15 protein-coding genes and 1 tRNA gene are annotated in these 18293 nt (G+C 50.6%); 7 read left to right on the forward strand and 9 right to left on the reverse strand.

The window, feature by feature from the left end:
- Positions 1-96: 96 nt before the first annotated feature.
- Positions 97-1599: a helicase HerA-like C-terminal domain-containing protein gene (locus tag FD744_RS14030; protein WP_160868509.1), complete on the reverse strand. Its 1503-nt coding sequence runs from the start codon at positions 1597-1599 to the stop codon at positions 97-99.
- Positions 1600-1718: 119 nt separating this feature from the next.
- Positions 1719-3290: an ABC transporter substrate-binding protein gene (locus FD744_RS14035; RefSeq protein WP_160868510.1), complete on the reverse strand. Its 1572-nt coding sequence runs from the start codon at positions 3288-3290 to the stop codon at positions 1719-1721.
- Positions 3291-3823: 533 nt separating this feature from the next.
- Here FD744_RS14035 and FD744_RS14040 point away from each other — a divergent pair.
- From FD744_RS14040 to FD744_RS14050, 3 genes are read left to right on the forward strand one after another with little or no spacing between them, the layout of a single operon-like run.
- Complete coding sequence (locus FD744_RS14040) at positions 3824-4555, forward strand: gluconate 2-dehydrogenase subunit 3 family protein (protein WP_038649342.1); 732 nt, start codon at positions 3824-3826, stop codon at positions 4553-4555.
- A gap of 39 nt (positions 4556-4594) precedes the next feature.
- Positions 4595-6364: a GMC family oxidoreductase gene (locus tag FD744_RS14045; RefSeq protein WP_160868511.1), complete on the forward strand. Its 1770-nt coding sequence runs from the start codon at positions 4595-4597 to the stop codon at positions 6362-6364.
- Between the two features lie 4 nt (positions 6365-6368).
- Positions 6369-7625 (forward strand): cytochrome c, encoded by a 1257-nt coding sequence (locus FD744_RS14050; protein ID WP_058959422.1) that lies wholly within the window; start codon positions 6369-6371, stop codon positions 7623-7625.
- Between the two features lie 30 nt (positions 7626-7655).
- On the opposite strand, the gene FD744_RS14055 is transcribed toward FD744_RS14050, so the two are convergent.
- The 5 genes from FD744_RS14055 to FD744_RS14075 all read right to left on the reverse strand — a co-directional run bounded on the left by FD744_RS14055 (position 7656) and on the right by FD744_RS14075 (position 10683).
- On the reverse strand, positions 7656-8333 hold the full coding sequence (locus tag FD744_RS14055) for a MarC family NAAT transporter (RefSeq protein ID WP_034826427.1): 678 nt from the start codon (positions 8331-8333) through the stop codon (positions 7656-7658).
- Positions 8334-8415: 82 nt separating this feature from the next.
- The gene (locus FD744_RS14060) at positions 8416-9051 is read right to left on the reverse strand and encodes a hypothetical protein (RefSeq protein WP_034826425.1); all 636 of its coding nucleotides are present in this window, start codon (positions 9049-9051) and stop codon (positions 8416-8418) included.
- Positions 9052-9146: 95 nt separating this feature from the next.
- Positions 9147-9626, reverse strand: coding sequence for a carboxymuconolactone decarboxylase family protein (locus FD744_RS14065; RefSeq protein ID WP_034826422.1), 480 nt, complete (start codon positions 9624-9626; stop codon positions 9147-9149).
- A 14-nt stretch (positions 9627-9640) separates the two neighbouring features.
- Positions 9641-10246, reverse strand: coding sequence for an FMN-dependent NADH-azoreductase (locus FD744_RS14070; protein ID WP_160868512.1), 606 nt, complete (start codon positions 10244-10246; stop codon positions 9641-9643).
- Entirely contained in the window at positions 10243-10683 is a 441-nt protein-coding gene (locus FD744_RS14075; protein ID WP_160868513.1) for a GNAT family N-acetyltransferase, read from the reverse strand. The genes FD744_RS14070 and FD744_RS14075 overlap by 4 nt, the downstream gene beginning before the upstream one ends.
- A 169-nt stretch (positions 10684-10852) precedes the next feature.
- Here FD744_RS14075 and FD744_RS14080 point away from each other — a divergent pair, with 169 nt between their 5' ends.
- Positions 10853-12229 carry a PLP-dependent aminotransferase family protein gene (locus FD744_RS14080; RefSeq protein ID WP_160868514.1) on the forward strand — a complete coding sequence of 459 codons (1377 nt, stop codon included), beginning with the start codon at positions 10853-10855 and terminating at the stop codon, positions 12227-12229.
- A gap of 215 nt (positions 12230-12444) precedes the next feature.
- Here the strand turns inward: FD744_RS14080 and FD744_RS14085 are convergent, their stop codons facing one another.
- A complete protein-coding gene (locus tag FD744_RS14085; RefSeq protein WP_160868515.1) occupies positions 12445-12957 on the reverse strand; it encodes a DUF2501 domain-containing protein in 513 nt (170 codons plus the stop codon).
- A 266-nt stretch (positions 12958-13223) separates the two neighbouring features.
- Here FD744_RS14085 and FD744_RS14090 point away from each other — a divergent pair.
- The 3 genes from FD744_RS14090 to FD744_RS14100 all read left to right on the forward strand — a co-directional run bounded on the left by FD744_RS14090 (position 13224) and on the right by FD744_RS14100 (position 15546).
- A tRNA-Leu gene (locus tag FD744_RS14090) sits at positions 13224-13308 on the forward strand.
- Positions 13309-13969: 661 nt separating this feature from the next.
- Positions 13970-14695 (forward strand): hypothetical protein, encoded by a 726-nt coding sequence (locus FD744_RS14095; protein WP_160868516.1) that lies wholly within the window; start codon positions 13970-13972, stop codon positions 14693-14695.
- A gap of 74 nt (positions 14696-14769) precedes the next feature.
- Positions 14770-15546 carry a hypothetical protein gene (locus tag FD744_RS14100; protein WP_202403517.1) on the forward strand — a complete coding sequence of 259 codons (777 nt, stop codon included), beginning with the start codon at positions 14770-14772 and terminating at the stop codon, positions 15544-15546.
- Positions 15547-15830: 284 nt separating this feature from the next.
- On the opposite strand, the gene FD744_RS14105 is transcribed toward FD744_RS14100, so the two are convergent.
- Positions 15831-16745, reverse strand: a complete 915-nt coding sequence (locus tag FD744_RS14105) for a hypothetical protein (protein ID WP_160868517.1) — start codon at positions 16743-16745, stop codon at positions 15831-15833.
- Positions 16746-18293: the final 1548 nt, after the last annotated feature.

An 18293-nucleotide genomic window follows, 5' to 3' on the forward strand; every position in this document is an offset into this window, starting at 1 on the left:
GCGTCATTAATGTCGCGGCGCGCAGGTGTCACTGCAGCGCTGCTGATGCCCGCGCCATACATAGCGCCGCGGAGGAAAATAAATTTTTTCAGTATGTTATCGACGACGGCCGCCCATCAAACTTCCCAGCACGCCACGAATGATTTGGTTGGTGACCTGACGCGCCGCGCTTTTTGCCACGCTCTGCACCACGCCATCGCGCTTGCCGCCGCGCGGGCCGGTGGTGCCGAACAAAATGTCCTTTAGTCCCCCGAGAATGCCGTCATCGACCTCGACATTATTGCCTTTGGCTTCTGGTGCATTGGCCTGCTGCGGGGCGGCCTGCACGCCTTTTTGCAGCATCTCAAACGCGGATTCGCGATCCACTTCGGTGTCGTATTTGCCGTACAGCGGGGAGTTATTGATTAAGCCATTACGTTCATCCTGCGTCACCGGCCCCATGCGTGAACCGGGTGCAATCACCATCGCACGTTGCACCATCGACGGGCTGCCTTTTTCATCGAGGAAGGAGATCAATGCTTCGCCGGTGCCCAGCGCCTGAATGGCTTCCACGGTATCGAACGCCGGATTGGCGCGCATGGTTTCGGCGGCGCTTTTCACCGCTTTTTGATCTTTCGGCGTGAAGGCGCGCAGGGCGTGTTGCACGCGATTGCCTAGCTGACCGAGCACGTTATCAGGGATATCCGACGGATTCTGCGTGACGAAATAGACGCCGATGCCTTTGGATCGAATCAGACGGATCACTTGCTCCACTTTCTCCAGCAGTACCGGCGGCGCATCGGTAAACAACAGGTGTGCCTCATCAAAGAAGAACACCATTTTCGGTTTATCAAGGTCGCCCGCTTCGGGCAACTGCTCGTACAGCTCCGCCAGCAGCCACAACAAGCTGGTGGCATAGAGTTTCGGCATTTGATACAGCTTCTCGGCGGAAAGGATGTTGATGAAACCTTTGCCTTCGTTGTCACAGCGCATCCAGTCACGGATATCCAGCATCGGCTCGCCGAAGAAGTGTTCAGCGCCTTGCTGTTCCAGCGCCAGTAAGCCACGCTGAATCGCTCCCACGGAAGCGCTGTTGATGTTGCCGTACTGCGTCTGGAAAGATTTAGCGTTATCGCCGATGTATTGCGTCATGGCGCGCAGATCTTTGAAATCCAGCAGCAACAACCCTTGATCGTCGGCGATGCGGAAGATGATTTGCAGCACGCCCGATTGCACCTCATTGAGGTTGAGCAAGCGCGCCAGCAACAGCGGGCCAAGGTCGGAAACTGTGGCACGCACCGGATGGCCTTTCTCGGCAAAAATATCCCACACCATCACCGGATTTTTCTGTGCCTGCCAGTCGGTCACGCCAATCTTTTCCAACCGCGCCAGTAACTTTTCCGAGCCTTCACCGGCGGTCGCCACGCCAGTGAGATCGCCCTTGACGTCGGCCATAAACACCGGCACGCCGATATTGGAGAAGGACTCGGCGATTTTTTGCAGCGTCACGGTTTTACCGGTGCCGGTGGCACCAGTGATTAAGCCGTGGCGGTTCGCCATATTGGAAAGCAGGGATAACTGGATGTCAGGCGTTTGAGCAATCAGCAACGGGGTGGTCATATTTTTTCACTCGCAGGCAACAGGTTATGCCAGAAAGAATAGCAAGCGATGCGAGGGGAAGGATGAAGATTGTACTGAAAGTGTTGATGGGGGGAAGCCATTCCCCCCATCAACAGGATCTACTGCTTCTGCACCACATCAAAGAACAGCAAGCTCACCCCAATTCCTTGCTGCACATGATTGACGTTGTTACGCACCGCGACCTGCTGCGCGCCCTGCAGCATCACCACAAACGGAGAGTTCTGCTGCACGGTGTTTTGCAGGTCGGTGTAAAGCGCACGGCGTTTGGCGGCATCACTTTCGCCTGCTGCGGCACGTGTTTTGGCGCTGAGTTCCGGAATCTCCCAGCCGACACGCCACGCCAATGTTTTCGAGCCGCCCGGCACGTTGTAAGCAAAGGCGCTGGCATTGGTATTCGGGTCAACGTAATCCGCGCCCCAGTAGATAAAGATCGACTGGAAATCGCGGCCGCGCATCTTGCTCCACAACTCGGATTCCGCCACCGGCTGCAGCTCAATCTGTACATCCGCTTTGGCAAAGCTGGCCTGCAGCGCCTGGGCAACATCAATGTACGGCGGCTGATTGATCACCGTCAGCGCAAACTTGCTGCCCGGTTTAATCCCGCCCTTGGCTAAAATCGTTTTGGCTTTAGCCACATCATAATGGAACGGTTGTTCCTCCAGCGCGCCGTCAAAGCCCTGCGGCAGGAAGCTTTGATGAATGCGGTACTGACCTTTCAGCAAATCTTGTGAGATGGACTGGTAATCCACCAACCAGCGCGCCGCTTCCCATAGGGCCGGATTACCCAGTGCGGGCTGCGCCTGGTTCTGCGTATTGAAGCCCAGGTAATACACCAGGCTCGAAGGGAATGCCGCAATGTGCAGGTGCTTATCGCTCTTCAGTGCATCAATCTGGTCTGGGCCGAGTTGATAAGCGACATCGACATCGCCTTGCTGAATCAACAGGCGACGGGCACCCGCATCGGCGACGCCTTTCAGCAAAATACGCTTCAGGTGTGGCTGCGGATTGGCTTGTGGGTTGGCGCTCAGCACCAGCGCCTGCTGTGGCACATACTGCTGAATCGTAAACGCGCCGCTGCCTGCGGTGTTAGTGTGCAGCCAGCCATTGCCAAGATCGTTATTCACCGCATGCTGCTGCACAGTTTTACTGTCCACTACGGATGCGACCGGCGCAGTCAGTAGGCGCAGCGCCAAATCCTGACCTATCTGCGCGGGCCATTGAATCTCCAGCTGGTGATCATTCAGCACCTTAAACTGGCTGGCGATGTTCTCGTTGGTCCAGCCAAACTCGGCGAGAATAAAAGAGGGCGCTTTGTTCAACTGCACAGCCCGCGTCAGTGAGAAAATCACATCCTGCGGCGTCACCGCATTGCCGCTGGAGAAGCGGGCACCTGGTTTAAGGTTAAATACCAGGCTGTGCGGCGTACTGCCACTTTGCCAGGAAGTCGCCAGCAGCGGTGCCAGTTTCTGTGGCGTATTGCGGTCGGCTTGCACCAGCGTCTGATAAATGTTGCGTTGTACGCTGTTGCTGACCGTTTCAAAGCTTTCAGCGGGGTCGAAGCTGATGATGCCATCCAGCGGTACGGCAACCACCAGCGTGTCTTTCGGTGTCGCAGCCTGCAAGGCGAATGCACTACTCCATAAAGTGACCAACAAAATCAATGCACGCATTTATTGTTTTCCTGAGTGATAGATAAATTGACTCTATCGCTGCTGCCGCTCAGGCAAAATGCCGGTTTGTTCTGAGCTGTGCCGGAAATTAACAAATGATAACATTCGGCGATTATTTCACTTATTTTGTGCGCCGCCTGTCATTTCCAGGAAATAGATCGTTCATGTACTGGTCAATTAAGTAAATAAGATGTTATTAATGAGAATAATTCTCTTGTATGGAAGTATGATTTATTTTTATCGATTGAATTGAGCGATTATTTCCTTGCGCGATCAATTTTGGTCATTTGCCCATCCAGACTTGCTAAAAACACAGCAATTGTACGGTTAAAAGTCCAATTCACCTTCCGAAAGCCCTTTACCTGCCCTTAACCTAAATTCAACATCATGATGGTTTCTCATCAAAACATATCTGAACATTGATTCTTACATTCAGAAATATCTATATCCCTAAGATTGCCAGGTTATTTACCGATTTATAAAGCCATTAACAAAAATAATTATCTTTCTTAGCAAGTGAGAGTCGTCGCGCCATGCTTCTAAATAAACCGACCACCAGACGTAAGTTTTTGCTTGGGTCGTTATTGGCTTTGCCATTAAGCGACCTGGTATTTAAGGGATTAACTGCGGCGCAAGCTGCGGAAATGGCAGCACCGGAACTCGCCGATTACAAACCGATCTTTTTCAGCGCTCAGGAGTGGCAGTTTATTTTGGCCGCGACCGATCGTCTGATTCCGGCCGGTGGTAAAGGCAAAGCGCCAGGTGCACTGGAAACTAACGTGCCGATCTTTATCGATCAGCAACTCCATAGCCCTGAGTTCGGCGGCGAAATTTACATGCAGGGTCCGTTCGACGTGCACGCGCCAGCCACCATGGGTTATCAGATCCCTTACACCCCGCAAGAGCTGTATCGCACAGGCATCAAGCTAGTGGAACAGTGGACGCAGAGCACCTACAAAAAATCCTTCCATGAACTGACGCTGGAAGAGAAAGACGCGGTGCTGACCAAGGTCAATAAAAATGACGGTATCGATTTCCCGGCAATGGGTGAACCGAACCTGAAAGCCTCGCAGTTCTTTGGTCAGTTACTGGCAGATACCAAACACGGCTACCTCGCCGATCCGATGTATGGCGGCAATAAGGGCATGAAAGCCTGGATTGCGATTGGCTTCCCAGGCGCACGCGCCAGCTTCACCGAATGGGTGAAGCAGCACAACGTGCCGTACCCGCTGGGACCGGTCAGCCTCTTGGGTGAGCGCGCGTAAGCCGACACCCCCGTATTTGGTATGTGAGACAGGATTAACATGGCACAGATTACAAAGAAAGAAGTCGACGTCGTCGTTTGCGGCCTCGGCTGGGCCGGCTCGTTGATGAGTATCGAACTGGCATTGGCCGGGCTGGAAGTGCGCGCGTTAGAGCGCGGCGGCGAGCGTGACTACCCGGATTTTGCTTACCCGAAACCGGCTGATGAATACGCCTATAACGTGCGTAACAAAGTGTTCGCCACCCCAAAAGAAGTGGCGGTGACCGTGCGTTACAACATGAGCCAGACCGCACTGCCAACCCGTAAGTGGGGCGCATTCGCTCCGGGTACTGGTGTGGGCGGCGCAGGTATGCACTGGACGGCGGTACTGATTCGCCCAACCCCAACCGATATCAAACTGAAGACTTACGTCGATCAGGCTTACAAGCCGGGCGTGCTGCAGGATGATATGCGCGTGATGGACTTCCCGTTCACCTGGGAAGAGATCGAGCCGTATTACTATAAGTTTGAGCTGATTTGCGGTCAGTCGGGTAATACCGGCAACCTGCGTGGTCAGATTCTGGAAGGCGGTGACCCGTTCGAAGGCCCACGCTCAGAGCCGTATCCGCTGCCTGCGCTGGAAGACACGCTGAACAACGTGATGTTTAAAGAAGCGGCGACCAAGCTGGGTTATCACCCGTTCCCGAACCCGTCGGCTTGTGTGTCTCGCGCGTGGAAAAACCCGTACGGCAACCAGATCGCGCCGTGTAACTATTGCGGTTACTGCTCGAAATACCCGTGCCTGAACTACTCCAAAGCCTCACCGCAAACCGCCGTGATGGATGCACTGAAGCGTATGCCTAACTTCTCTTACGAAGTGCATGCGGAAGTGTACAAAGTGGTGCTGCACGACGATGGTAAAACCGCGAAGGGCGTTCTCTACTTCGATGCAGACGGCAACGAAGTGTTCCAGCCAGCCAAAATCGTCGTGCTGTCCAGCTTCCAGCTGTACAACGTGCGTCTGATGCTGCTGTCCGGTATCGGCAAGCCGTACAACCCAATCACCGAAGAAGGTGTGGTGGGCCGTAACTATGCGTTCCTGTCCAACGGCGGCGCAACCCTGTTCTTCAAAGATAAGAACTTCAACTCCTACGCCACCGCAGGCGCCACCGGCCAGATGTTCAACGACATCTCACCAGGCAACTTCGATGGTCCAGGCCTCGGCTTCCTCGGCGGTGCGAAGATCCACAGCTCGCAAGCCACCGGTACCCCAATGGCCGCTGCGCTGCCAAAAGGCACGCCAGCCTGGGGCATGGGTTACAAAGAGGGTCTGGAAGAGTGGTACAACCATTCCATGAAGATCAGCATCACGACAACTTGCCAGTCGTATCGCGATATCTATCTGGATCTGGATCCGCACTACACCGACCATCGCGGTCAGCCGCTGCTGCGTATGACGTTCAACTGGAAAGAGAACGAACTTAAGCTGCAGCAGCATCTGAAAGGCATCGTTGGCGATATCGCCAAAGAGCTGAACCCAGACAGCATGAGCATGAGCTTCCTGCCGATGGGCGCGGACTTTGACCTCACCAAATACGTCTCTACGCACAACGTGGGCGGCGCGGTGATGGGCGATAACCCAAGAACTTCTGCGCTGAACAAGTACCTGCAGAGCTGGGATGTGCATAACGTGTTTGTACCGGGCGGTAACGCCTTCCCGCAAAACTTCCAGGCGAACCCGACCGATACCATCGGTGCGATTACCCTGATGGCGGCGCAGGCGATCAAAGAACACTATCTGAAAAACCCAGGTCCATTGGTACAGGCATAAGCACATGAAATTAAAATCATTGTTAATCGCTAACGCCGTGCTGCTGGGAAGCTTTGCGGTACAGGCTCATGCGGAAGATGAAGCCGCGCTGATCAAGCAGGGTGAATATCTGTCTCGTCTTGGCGACTGTATGGCGTGCCATACCGTGTCGGGCAAAGCGGATTATGCGGGTGGTCTGGCGATTGAGTCGAATCTCGGCACCATCTTCTCCACCAACATCACGCCGGACAAAGAGCACGGCATCGGCAACTACAGCGAGCAGCAGTTCTCTGATGCGGTGCGCAAAGGCGTGCTGCCGGATGGTTCGCGCCTCTATCCGGCCATGCCGTACCCGGACTACGCCAAAATCAGTGATGAAGACATGCACGCGCTGTATGTCTACTTCATGAAAGGCGTGAAGCCGAGCAGCGAGCAGCCGGAAGAGACCAAACTGAGCTTCCCGTTCAGCCAGCGCTGGGGCATGCGCTTCTGGAACTGGGCATTCACTTCTGACAAGCCGTTCCAGCCGATTGGCGGCGCATCTGAAGAAGTGAATCGCGGTGCTTACATCGTGGAAAGCCTCGGTCACTGTGGCTCGTGCCATACGCCACGCGGTCTCGGTATGAACGAGAAAGCGCTGGACAGCGGTGACGACAAGTTCCTCGCCGGTGGTAGCCTGAACAACTGGGATGTGCCGTCGCTGCGTGGCTTACCGCGCTGGAGCGAGCAGGAGATCGTCGATTACCTGCAAACCGGTCGTAACGATAAAGCGGCGGTAGGCGGTGAGATGAAGTCAGTGATTGAGCATTCCAGCTCGCACATGACCGATGCCGATCTGAAAGCCATTGCGTCGTACCTGAAGTTTATCGGGGGCAACCCGCCGCTGCAGGCGTACAACGTGCAGAAGCAGCAGGCGACAGAAGCCAAACTGACCGCAGCGAAAAACCTGACGGAAGGTGAGCGTCTGTACATCGATAACTGCGGTGCCTGTCACTTCGTGACCGGTAAAGGCGCGCCAGGTATCTTCCCGGAGCTGGATCAGGCCACCATTGTGAATGCCAACGATCCTACCGGCTTGATCCATACCATTCTTGCCGGTGCGCAGCAGCCATCGACCGAGAAGGCGCCGTCAACCCTCGCGATGCCGGGCTTTGGCAAGCGTTTGACGGATGATGAAGTGGCGCAGCTGGCGACCTTTATCCGTCAGGGCTGGAGTAACAATGCCCCAGCCGTGACCAAAGATCAGGTTGCGGATGTGCGCAAGACGTTGAAAGCAGAGTAAATCGGGTGCGGCCTTCGGGCCGCACTCTCTTTAATGAAAAGTCCGTACCACTTCTAACACGCCGTTAATCAAAAACTGTACGCCCATACACACCAGCAAAAAGCCCATCAACCGCGAAATTGCCTCAATCCCGCCTTTACCCACCAGCTTCATGATGGCACCCGAACTGCGCAGCGAAATCCACAAAATCACAGCGACCGACAAGAAGGTCAGCACCGGCGCCACGTTCACCACCCAGTTAGGAAAATCGACACCCGCTTTTACGGTGGAAGCCGAACTGATGATCATCGCAATAGTGCCCGGGCCTGCCGTACTGGGCATCGCCAGCGGCACGAAGGCGATATTTACCGATTCACGATTCGCATCGGTGGCGTCGATTTCATCCTGTTTATGCCGGGCTTCAACGGAGTGGCCGACGGGTTTCGCCGGAAACAGCATGCGAAAACCGATAAAGGCGACGATCAATCCCCCTGCCATACGCAGACCAGGGATCGAGATGCCGAAGGTGTGCAGCACCGCATTCCCGGCGTACCACGCCACCATCATAATCAGGAACACGTAAATCGAAGCCTGCATGGCCTGGCGATTGCGTTCCTGGAAATTCATGTCTCCCGCAAGACCGAGAAACAGCGCCACCGTGGTCAGCGGGTTGGCCAGCGGCAACAGCACCACCAATCCCAGCCCGATGGCTTTAAACAGTTCCAGCATGGTTTTCCCCGAGTTTCAATGACACCGCGACACACCGTTGAGGCGCGTCGCGGCACAATTTAGCGCGCGTATGCAAAATGCATCAATGTTTTGGCGTTTCTAACGCTTCCAGCAACTCCGGGAAGAAATCTTCCAGCAGTTCGGGCGTCATCAGCTCAGGGTAGCTTATCAGGTGTTCGCGAATGCGTTCATTGACGTCGGGCAGCAAACGCTCTGCGGCTTGGTTGGCGGTGATTTTCTTCTGCTTCATCAAACGCAGTACGTCATCCGGCAGGTTGTCTTCATCTTCGACTTCATCCACGCCTTCCAGATCGTCCAACTCATCCAGCATATCCATTAAGGCTTCGATCTGCGGGGTGCGAGACTGATATTCAGACGGGTTTTCGTTTTCCAGATAGCGCAGCAGGGCACGCACTGGCGAACCATCGGGTTCTGCAGGAGGCTCGCTGGCAAACCAGTTCAGGAGATCGTGCTGCGTCACCTGATGGACGTGATAGCCGTTATCGACCAGCTCATCGGCGAGGATGTCGGCAGTATCGTGCTCAATCAGGCAAATGTGAGTGCGATTAGGCGTGAACTGCTCCAGCCATTGGTAGATCTCTTCAATGACGCTGTCATCGTAGCTGAAGTGGTGGCTGAGATAGCTGTCATCCTGCTGATGAACGCTGATGTGAATCAGGTCGGGATCGAAGTAAATCGCAATATTGATGCCTTTCATGCGCGCTGTCCTGTGTGGTGCAAAATCTCACTATAGCGTCAGGCAGCGCAGATGAACATGACAACGCCAGCAGCACAGGCTACTGGCGGTAAAAATTAACGCAAATCAGCACGATCCAGCCCGTAAGCGCTGTCGAGTGCACCCGGTGCCATCTGTGACAAAATCATCAGGCGGTTCCAGGTGTTGATGGCGGCGATCTTAAAGGTCAGCTCACTAATTTCGCCTTCAGAGAAATGTTCACGTACTTCACCGTACAGCGCTTCATCCACGCCGTGTTCACCAATGCGGGTCAGCGCTTCGGTCAGGGCAAAAGCCACTTTCTCGCGAGCGCTGAACAGTGGAGATTCACGCCAGATAGAAACGTGATGCAGACGCAGTTCACGCTCGCCATCAATTTTCGCCTGCTTCACATGCATATCGAGGCAGAAGGCACAGTGATTGAGCTGCGAAGCACGGATATCGATCAAGTGTTTCAGTGACTTCTCCAGCGCGGTATTCGCCACGGTGTTAGAGAAATCAGACATGGATTTGGCCAGTGCTGGCGCGGTTTTAAAATGGTTAACGCGTGAAGTCATGATATTTTCCTCATTCAAAATAAGCGGTCAATAGCTTGCAGAGCCTGGGGTAATGCGGTGTCGCGGCTGACGGGATCGTGCGTACCGTCCACGCGGATAAATTCCACATCGGTGATGCCGATGTATTCGAGTGCCACGCGGATGTAAGGCGTGAACTGGTCATCCTGCACAAACGGGCCGTGGGCAAACACGCTGCCGCTGGCGACCACGCTGTACACCTTCTTGCCGCTCACCAGACCGACTTTGGTGCCTTCCGGCGTAAAGGCGAAGGTGCGCCCGGCGCGGGTGATATGGTCGAACCAGGCTTTCAGCACCGATGGTAGCCCGAGGTTCCACATCGGCGACGAGATAACCAGGGTGTCGCAGGCGAACAGCTGATCCACCATTTTTTCGGAAGTCTGAATGGCGGCACGCTGCTCATCGCTACGATCCTCGGGACGAGTAAAGAACGCGCCAATGGTGAAGGCATCCAGATGTGGCAACGGATGCTGCGCCAGATCCAGTACCGTCTCTTCGAGATCGCTATGCTGGGCGCGAAGCTTCTCCACCAAACGCGCCGAGGCGTTACGTGAGGTCGATCCGGCCAGATCCGGGCTGACCTGAATATGCAGCAATTTCATGAATTTTCTCCCTCAGCGAGATCGCGATAAAAGTGCAGTCCCAACGCGTGGTAACCGACGCGTTGATAAAATTGTTGTGCCCGTTGATTGCTCAGCGCGGTGTCGAGCACGATGCGGCCACAGCCTTGTTCCCGTGCTTGCTGCGCCAGACCGTGCAGTAGCGCGGCTCCCAAACCCAGGCTGCGAGTGCTGGTGCAGGTCACCAAATCATCGATGTAGCAAAAACGGCCATGAATAAAGTTTTCCAGCAGTCGATAGCCTGCCAGCGCCACCGGTTTACCACCCTGTTCGATACCCGCCAGTCGATAGCCCTGTAATTGCTGACGCTGTGCCTGCGCCACAAACGCAGCTTCATCCTTCAGTTTGAAACGCAGTTCGCGCATCAATGCATAGCAGCAGGCCAGCTCCGTGGGCGTTTGGTAGTGAACAATTTTCATAGCAGCCTGCAAGCGTTTGTCGGGTTGATGGGGACATCTTAAACTTCTATGTCGAAGGGAAAAGGGTCAATATGATGGAAAACAGGTAGGACATGGTTATGCTGCTGTGACGTGCGCTCATTCTTCAGGGGCGCATTCATGTGCACCTCATCGTGATGAAGGAAGACAGATGGGTTACAAAGAAATTTACGCTCGCTATCGCCAGCAGATACTGGAAGGGCGCTTAAAGCCGGGCGATCGGGTGCCCGCGATCCGCGTGTTAGCCGGTGAACTGCAGGTTGCGCGCAAAACAGTGGAGGCGGCCTACGAGATCCTGATCGGAGAAGGGTACTTTGTCAGCCAGGGCGCGAAGGGTACGCGCGTAAACCCTGCGCTCAATCTCGGCGAAGCGGCTGTTATCTCCACTGCGCCACCTTCCACGCGGCTGGAACATCCGGTGATTGAAAGCAAAGGCGAGCTGCGACTGGGCATTCCCGCGCTGGATGAATTTCCGCATAAGAAATGGCTGCTGATCTCAGGGAAGGCGGCCCGCACGCTGCGACCCGATGAGATGATCATGCCCGCCATCATGGGCTACCAGCCACTGCGCGAGGCGATTGCCAGCTACCTCAATATTTCGCGCGGGCTCAACTGCCAACCGGAGCAGATTTTTATCACCACCGGTTATCGCGCCAACCTGCGCCTCATCCTGGCCGTGCTGGCCCATCCTCACGACAAAGTACTGTTTGAAGATCCGGGCTATTTCTTTGGGCAGAAACTGTTAAAGCGCATCACACCGAATCTGCACTATGTGCCGGTGGATCGTGAAGGTCTCGACGTGGATTTCCTCCTGCGTTATCACTCAGACGCACGCTTCGCGGTCGTCACGCCAACCCATCAGAGCCCGCTGGCGGTGACGCTATCGCTGCCCCGTAAGCATCAATTGCTGGAGTGGGCACAGCAAAATAGCAGCTGGATTATTGAGGATGATTATGACGGCGAGTTTCATTACACGCGCAAAGTGATTCCCGCGCTGAAGAGCCTGGATGCGCACGATCGGGTGATCTACACCGGCACCTTCAGTAAAACCATGATGCCTGCGATGCGCGTGGGTTATCTGGTGATGCCGCAACAGACCATCGAACGCTTCCGCGAGCTGGGTGAAATCCTCGAAACCGGTATGCCGTTGTTACCGCAGAAAATCCTCGCGCAGTTTCTTAATGAAGGGCACTTCTATCGGCATATCAAGAAGATGCGGATTCTCTACCAGCAGCGCCGCCGCATGATGCTGGATGCGCTACAACACTGTTTTCCGCAGCTGTTTGACTTTGAACTCACTGACGGCGGCATGCATATCGTCGCCTTCCTGCGGCGGGGTATTCAGGATGTGGCGCTGGCGGAGATCTGGCAGCGTCATCAGCTGCGCGTGTTACCGCTTTCTGGCTGGTATACGCAAACCCAGAAACGCTACGGGCTGGTGATTGGTTACACCAATATTCGATCGTTTGAGCAGGCGGTGGATGTGCTGGGCAGGGTGGTAGAAGAAACTAACGGGTTGATGAGCTGATGGATTAATGGCCCTAGCGGCGCAATTTATTGCGCTCCCTATCAATAGTAAATAAGACGCGAGGGACAGCTCGCGCCTTATTCATGGTTACTTCACCCACTATCATTCCGGATGCAGAACGGCGGCTATCGAGAGACGCCCGATGCACTTACTCACTAAGCGATGCGGGGGAACGAAAGCCGCCAACGCACCTGCAACCCGAAGTAGGGCCTGAATTACATGCCGATATATTTCTTGCCTTGCTTCAGCACTACGTCACAGGCCTTAGTCTTCACTTTCTCACCCATCGGCGAGTTACTCAGGCTCTGTAAATTCAGCTGCTGGCCGTTGCCGGTGTTCAGCAACCCTTGCAGACCCTGCTGATAATCGGTTTTCTGCTCTTGCGCGGCTGGGCTGCTCAGACCGAGCTTGCTCAGTACCTGATCCTTGACCGATGAGACGTTGTTATCCACCACGTTGTGCTGCACGCAGTAGGACATCACGCCAGCGGCGTTGGTCATGCTGTTGGAGCTAACTGCTTTGTCACCGCCATTCAGTAAACCGCTCAGCGAAGAGAGCGACAGACCGCCGTTCTGCGTGTTGCTGGCGGTAGAGCCGCTGTTTTGCTGAGACAGCTGCGATGCCGCGCTGCTCAACTGATCCTGCCAACTCGCCGCCGATGCACTGCCTGCTGTCAGTGCTGCCGCGATACCCAATCCCAAAATGATGCGTTGTGTTGCTTTGTTCATCTCAACCTCTTTGTTTTATACATCTGACGCTGTCAGTTTTGGTTAAGAGAGGCGTAAGCACGGAAAGTTCCGAAGTGGCGGGAGTTTGGGAATGTTCTGGAATCTGCACAGGAAAGCGCCGAAAGGGCACTCGTGCTGCCGGGTTTGCGCCTGATAAGCGGCGAAGTGCTGGTTTTTTCAACGCTTAGCGCAAAGCGCTGTCGATTAGTGTTGCGCACTCCGCGCGTAACGGTATAATCGCCAACGTTTTCCGCATCCTCTTCAGTGCCGAAGTGGCGAAATCGGTAGACGCAGTTGATTCAAAATCAACCGTAGAGATACATGTCGGTTCGAGTCCGACCTTCGGCACCATTCACTTTAATTTCTTATAAAACAGTGAGTTAGACGTAAAATTCTATCTCTCTTGCATGTAAGAAATGATCTAAAGTTTCACCAGAAATTGCCGCTTAGTTTAGTAGTGGCAGATCTTCGGGAATACTAACTCATAGCGGCGTGTCGTTCCAAGCTTCAAACACGTACAGTTTCTCAACTTGAACAGCTATGACGTTGCCCACGTCTCTAAACCATCCCAAAACTTTCATTCGTTCCACACTTTGCGCGGTGTTCCGTAATGCCATGTCGTGAGACAGCACAGGGAATAAACAGGCGATAGATGGGAATCCTAACCAGATCGGGAAAGTATCTGGCTCTGCCACGGTTTCAGCCACCGGACTATAACGGCTACCTGATAAGAGAATGAGTGAAAGCAGAACACAGATGACGCCTACGGCGCTGATCGGTTAATACCCCATCACGGCGCTTATTGTCTTCTATTGCTTTTTACTTTTCAGGCGGTATAGTCAGCTTAGGCACCCGCCTAAGTTTTGGACAGCTTAAAACAGGTACTAGCAACCCAAATCACTTTTAAACCTTCTTCATAGTGTCGGATCTGGCAAATGGTTGAGGGTAACAAAATGTCCAATACCAAACCTTAAATGATGCCAAAAGATCTGATACGCCGGAGTGGTTTATCATGAATACTGCTATTCAATCTATCTGCTACAACATTTCTAAATATCCTGAGGTACAGAATACATCTTTGAAGCGGTCACAGCTTCATGAGGTAATTGCGGCTCTATTGGGCTATGCCAGCCATGCAGCTTTGGTTACGGAAAGTAAATCTGAAGAGTATCAGTATGAGTTCTCTGATGCTGAATTTATTGTTTTAAATGTTCCATTCGGTAGATTAAGAGCGCAAAAGTTTAGCATGCCTGATGACGTGTTTAATGGCTGCATCACTGAAATCAAAGCCGGATTAACAATTCCAGTTTTTGATTCAGTGGAAGATTTTTATGACGCTCATCTGCGAGAGCTACTCGCGAAGTTAATCTACGATGATGCAGAAGAATCTGGTGTTATGGCTGACAGCAATGCTTCTTACCCAGAATACCCTTACATGGATGATAAAATCGTTACAAGTGGCGCGGTTTGGTCCTCAGTTGATGAATGGACTGTTGAAGATACAGGAACACTTGAGGGTGAATACGATCCAGAAGGTGATCGAATGTATAACGGCCATAAGCTGGAAGTCAAAGGGGTATTAAAATTTGCAAAGGCAGGTAGACCCGGACTAATTTTGTTAATAGATGATTGTGATTTCTTTGTTTCATCAGATGATTCATGGAGAGACTATGACTTTGACTATGATTTCGAAGAAGTAACAAAATCTGATACTAACGCTAATTCTGCCATGAAATAACCATCAGTAGCTTGTTAAAGTTTTTGTGCTTTGTGGCAAGGTGCAGGTCTTGCCACATTTCTCAGGAGAAAATAATGAAAGGGATTTGTAAGTTATGTCTTCAAGATAGCGAGTTGCAGCAATCACATATAATTCCAAGGAGCTATTTCAAGAGGTTAAAGAAAGAAGATGGAAAAATTATAGTTATCCAAGAGGGGAATAAATCTATTACCGGAAATTTTGATCCTAAAGAGCCGATGCTTTGCAGAAAATGCGAGCAGTTTTTATCAATAAATTATGAACATTACGGAATAAGGGTTCTACGAGACCATAAAAATTTTAGAAAGAATTCCAATCATATAATTATCGCATCATTTCAGTATGAAAAGTTTTATCTCTATCTTATAAGTATTCTTTGGCGAGCCTCAATAGCTAAGCATGTACATTATGATTCTGTGCAGGGTACTGAGGGGCTTGATGACCTTTTACGCTATTGTGTTGCGGAAAGAACGGTGAGAATAAATAAAAAGAGTGGTTTGCGTTTAGATCATTTCATTAGAATTTCAATTTTTAGAATGGTAGATAGTACTGGAAATATCTCTGATGAAGTAATCAAGGTCTTGCTATCAAATTTTGTGCAGACAAGAGATGACACTACCAATGGCATTAAGTGGTATTTCATCGTTGAAGGATTTATTGTTTTTTATCATTTTTTTGTGGGAAGGGATTTGCATGAAATTAGAAGTTTCAAACTTATTTCCCAACTAACTAAAGGAAGCCATCAAAAAATAATGAAGGCTGAAATTAATCAAAGTAAGATTCTTACTGAGCTTTTTAACAGTATGATAGAAGCATCTAAGCAGGAGGATTAATCGTCTACCTCAAAAATTTTGGTATGATGGCAGGGCGCAGATTTTTCCACCTTCACCAGAGAGTATTAACTTAATCGATATGGCTGAAGCCTTAGCAGCAACCAGTCGCACTCACTAAAGGGTGCACGGTTATCGTGATAGGGTTTGATCACTCTGGACAAAAGATGAAGTTGCTATACTCCGCTTGTTGGTAGTACCACCAACGGGGCTTTATGGCTTCTATTGTGTTTAGGAAGGATTTAGAAGAGAAAAAGCGCGAGTATTTATCCCGCGCCCTAAATTTACTACGGCAAGAATTTCACAATTTCGGCTTGCCATGAATTTTTATGAATGATTCTTCCTTTGTGCAGGTTCGCATCTAAAATTTCTGCCTTACTGAGTTGAGATAACTGTTGCCAGTCACTATCAAAAATGTAGGTAGCATTGTTGCATTGAGAGCTTTCCAAAACGAAAACATTGCTTTTGGTAAAACCAAATACTACGTAGCCTTGAAATCCTGCATGACCAACTGCTACAAAATCAGGCTTCCTGCCATTGATTAGTTCGAGTCTGCCTTCAACTACGGCAGCATTAGACTTGCTTCGAATGTTAATGGCCGAAATAATTTGAGATCCGATCTCATCCCAAGGATGCTGACCTGGCGGTAACAGGTTCCAGTTGAGTTTTATCGACTCACTTTTGATGATTGTGTTGAGTTGGTCATCAACAGGCTCACATAAACCAAAAACTTCCAGAAAAAGATTTACGCAGTGTGTAACCAGCTCTTTATTGTTATCTAATAACGTTAGCTTTGGAGAGATCACTAACTTCTCTCCTTGCAAATTTTCTACAATCTTTAGCTCTATGCTTGGGGGAGGGGTGAAAATCCTTTTATATCGCTTATATTCAATTTCGCGAGTATCAGTTACCTCTTGGGTATCACCGCCCCCGACCCATTGTTTCCGCGTCCATGATATTTGCCGATAAGCTGTTTCTTTGGGAGCTTTTTTATCGGGAACCGATTTACCAATTGAATTGAATCTTGTAATTGGCCCCATAAGTTTGGGTAGAACTTCTTCACCTAACCCTCTCTTACTTGAGAAGCCTATCGAGTCAGTTTTCTTGGTATCAGGTAATGGATGAGCAATGTAGATTTCTCGTCCATCAAAGTTGGCTATGTAGTTATCAATATTACGAATACGCTTTTTCTGAATAAGCATTGAACGTTCCTTTTGACTACTTCTATCGGTTTACATAACCAAGCAAGCCAGGCACAATCACACTGTTGAAATGTAGGAAAGGGTGACTGACGTTTGAGTCTGCAAACTCATGTTGGTTATGCCCAGAGAGCCGGGTCACAATCGTGTTCCCGGTTTTTTTATGCCCTGTTAACAGCACGGGCACTACATGTAGTGTCTTTTTAATATCTCAAGCACTACATGGTGAGTATATTAGCCAGCATTTTAATCAACACAAGCATTGATTTTCGCGAAAAAATACGTCCTAGGGGGTGGCGAAATTACTAGACCCCCATTCCGTAAGGGCTGCCACTGTTGTCAACTGACAGCGACTTTTTTTTCACCTTTTGATCGAGCGCGTGTTTATTGCTTAAAGGCTCGTATCACGGAAAAATCTGAAGTAAAAAAAGCCCTGAGAAGGCCGCCATGAGCAAACTTATCTAAAATTACTGATGAATTTTTTTTGGGTTTCGCCAGGCTAGAAGTGAGTGACGTTTAATGTTTACTTTTAGGCTGATGCCTTGACGAGTTTTTTAGATTGCTGCTTGTTAAGTTTGGCATTTACAAACAAACAACACATCCTCAAATTCCTACTTTTACCTTATGAATTATGTGGTATTAAGGGCCTGTTTAAATCGATTAAACGTCTTTATTTACTGTCATTAAACGCCTGTTTAATTGGTTAAATCTGTGCATTTTTCAACCAATACTTTCCCTTTTACATTTTACCTACTCTCAAGCCCTGATATGACTGACATCATTGCATGTAGCTAAACTTTTATCGGATACGCAGAGCGACAACTTAGCAGACCAAAAAAATTATTAACAGCCTGTACAGGATAAATTTTAATCCCTCATAAGGCCGTCTGATGAAGCTTCACAACAGCACAAATGATCCCTTGTCCTATGTCCGTAGTGCTCAGAATTACAGCCAGGCCGCTGAGCATATTCGGAATCCGGTCTCAGAAAATCGGCTGTTTCTCCAAAATATCGTACAGATGAAAATGATTATCATTCACTCTGAAAGGTAGGTAATTGCATTATGAACACCTCTGAAAGCCGCTCCAGGTGGGCTTTTTAACATAATAGTCATATTGCGCCCTGCTCCTGTTAACTAGTACAGTTGGTTTTAACGGTTTCAGCTAGCAAACAGGGGTTAGCTGTTACTTTCCTTTCTCTTCTCTCTCCTAAAGCCTCAAGTATGCATTGAATATTGAGTGCATCGTTATGCATCGATAACTCAAATTATTGTGCATTTTTCACTTTCAAGACTTTCACCTCAAATCTGCTCGAAAAGGCTGTTTCTAAAGATTCGACATAAATTACTTAGTATGAAAATCATTTTAATTACAACTAATTTCATAATGGTACTGTATTAATACACAGGTATTCTGTTGCCTTTCAGAATTGAACAGATTCCTGATCACTCGTTTCATTCGTGTGAAGATTAGTGAAGAGGAGAGGGGAAGAATTTGTTAGACAAATTGAGGTGTGCCTGGGCTACCCTTCAGATTTACATTGGCACAAATA

The organism is Pantoea sp. Taur (assembly GCF_009830025.1).
Lineage (GTDB): Bacteria > Pseudomonadota > Gammaproteobacteria > Enterobacterales > Enterobacteriaceae > Pantoea > Pantoea communis.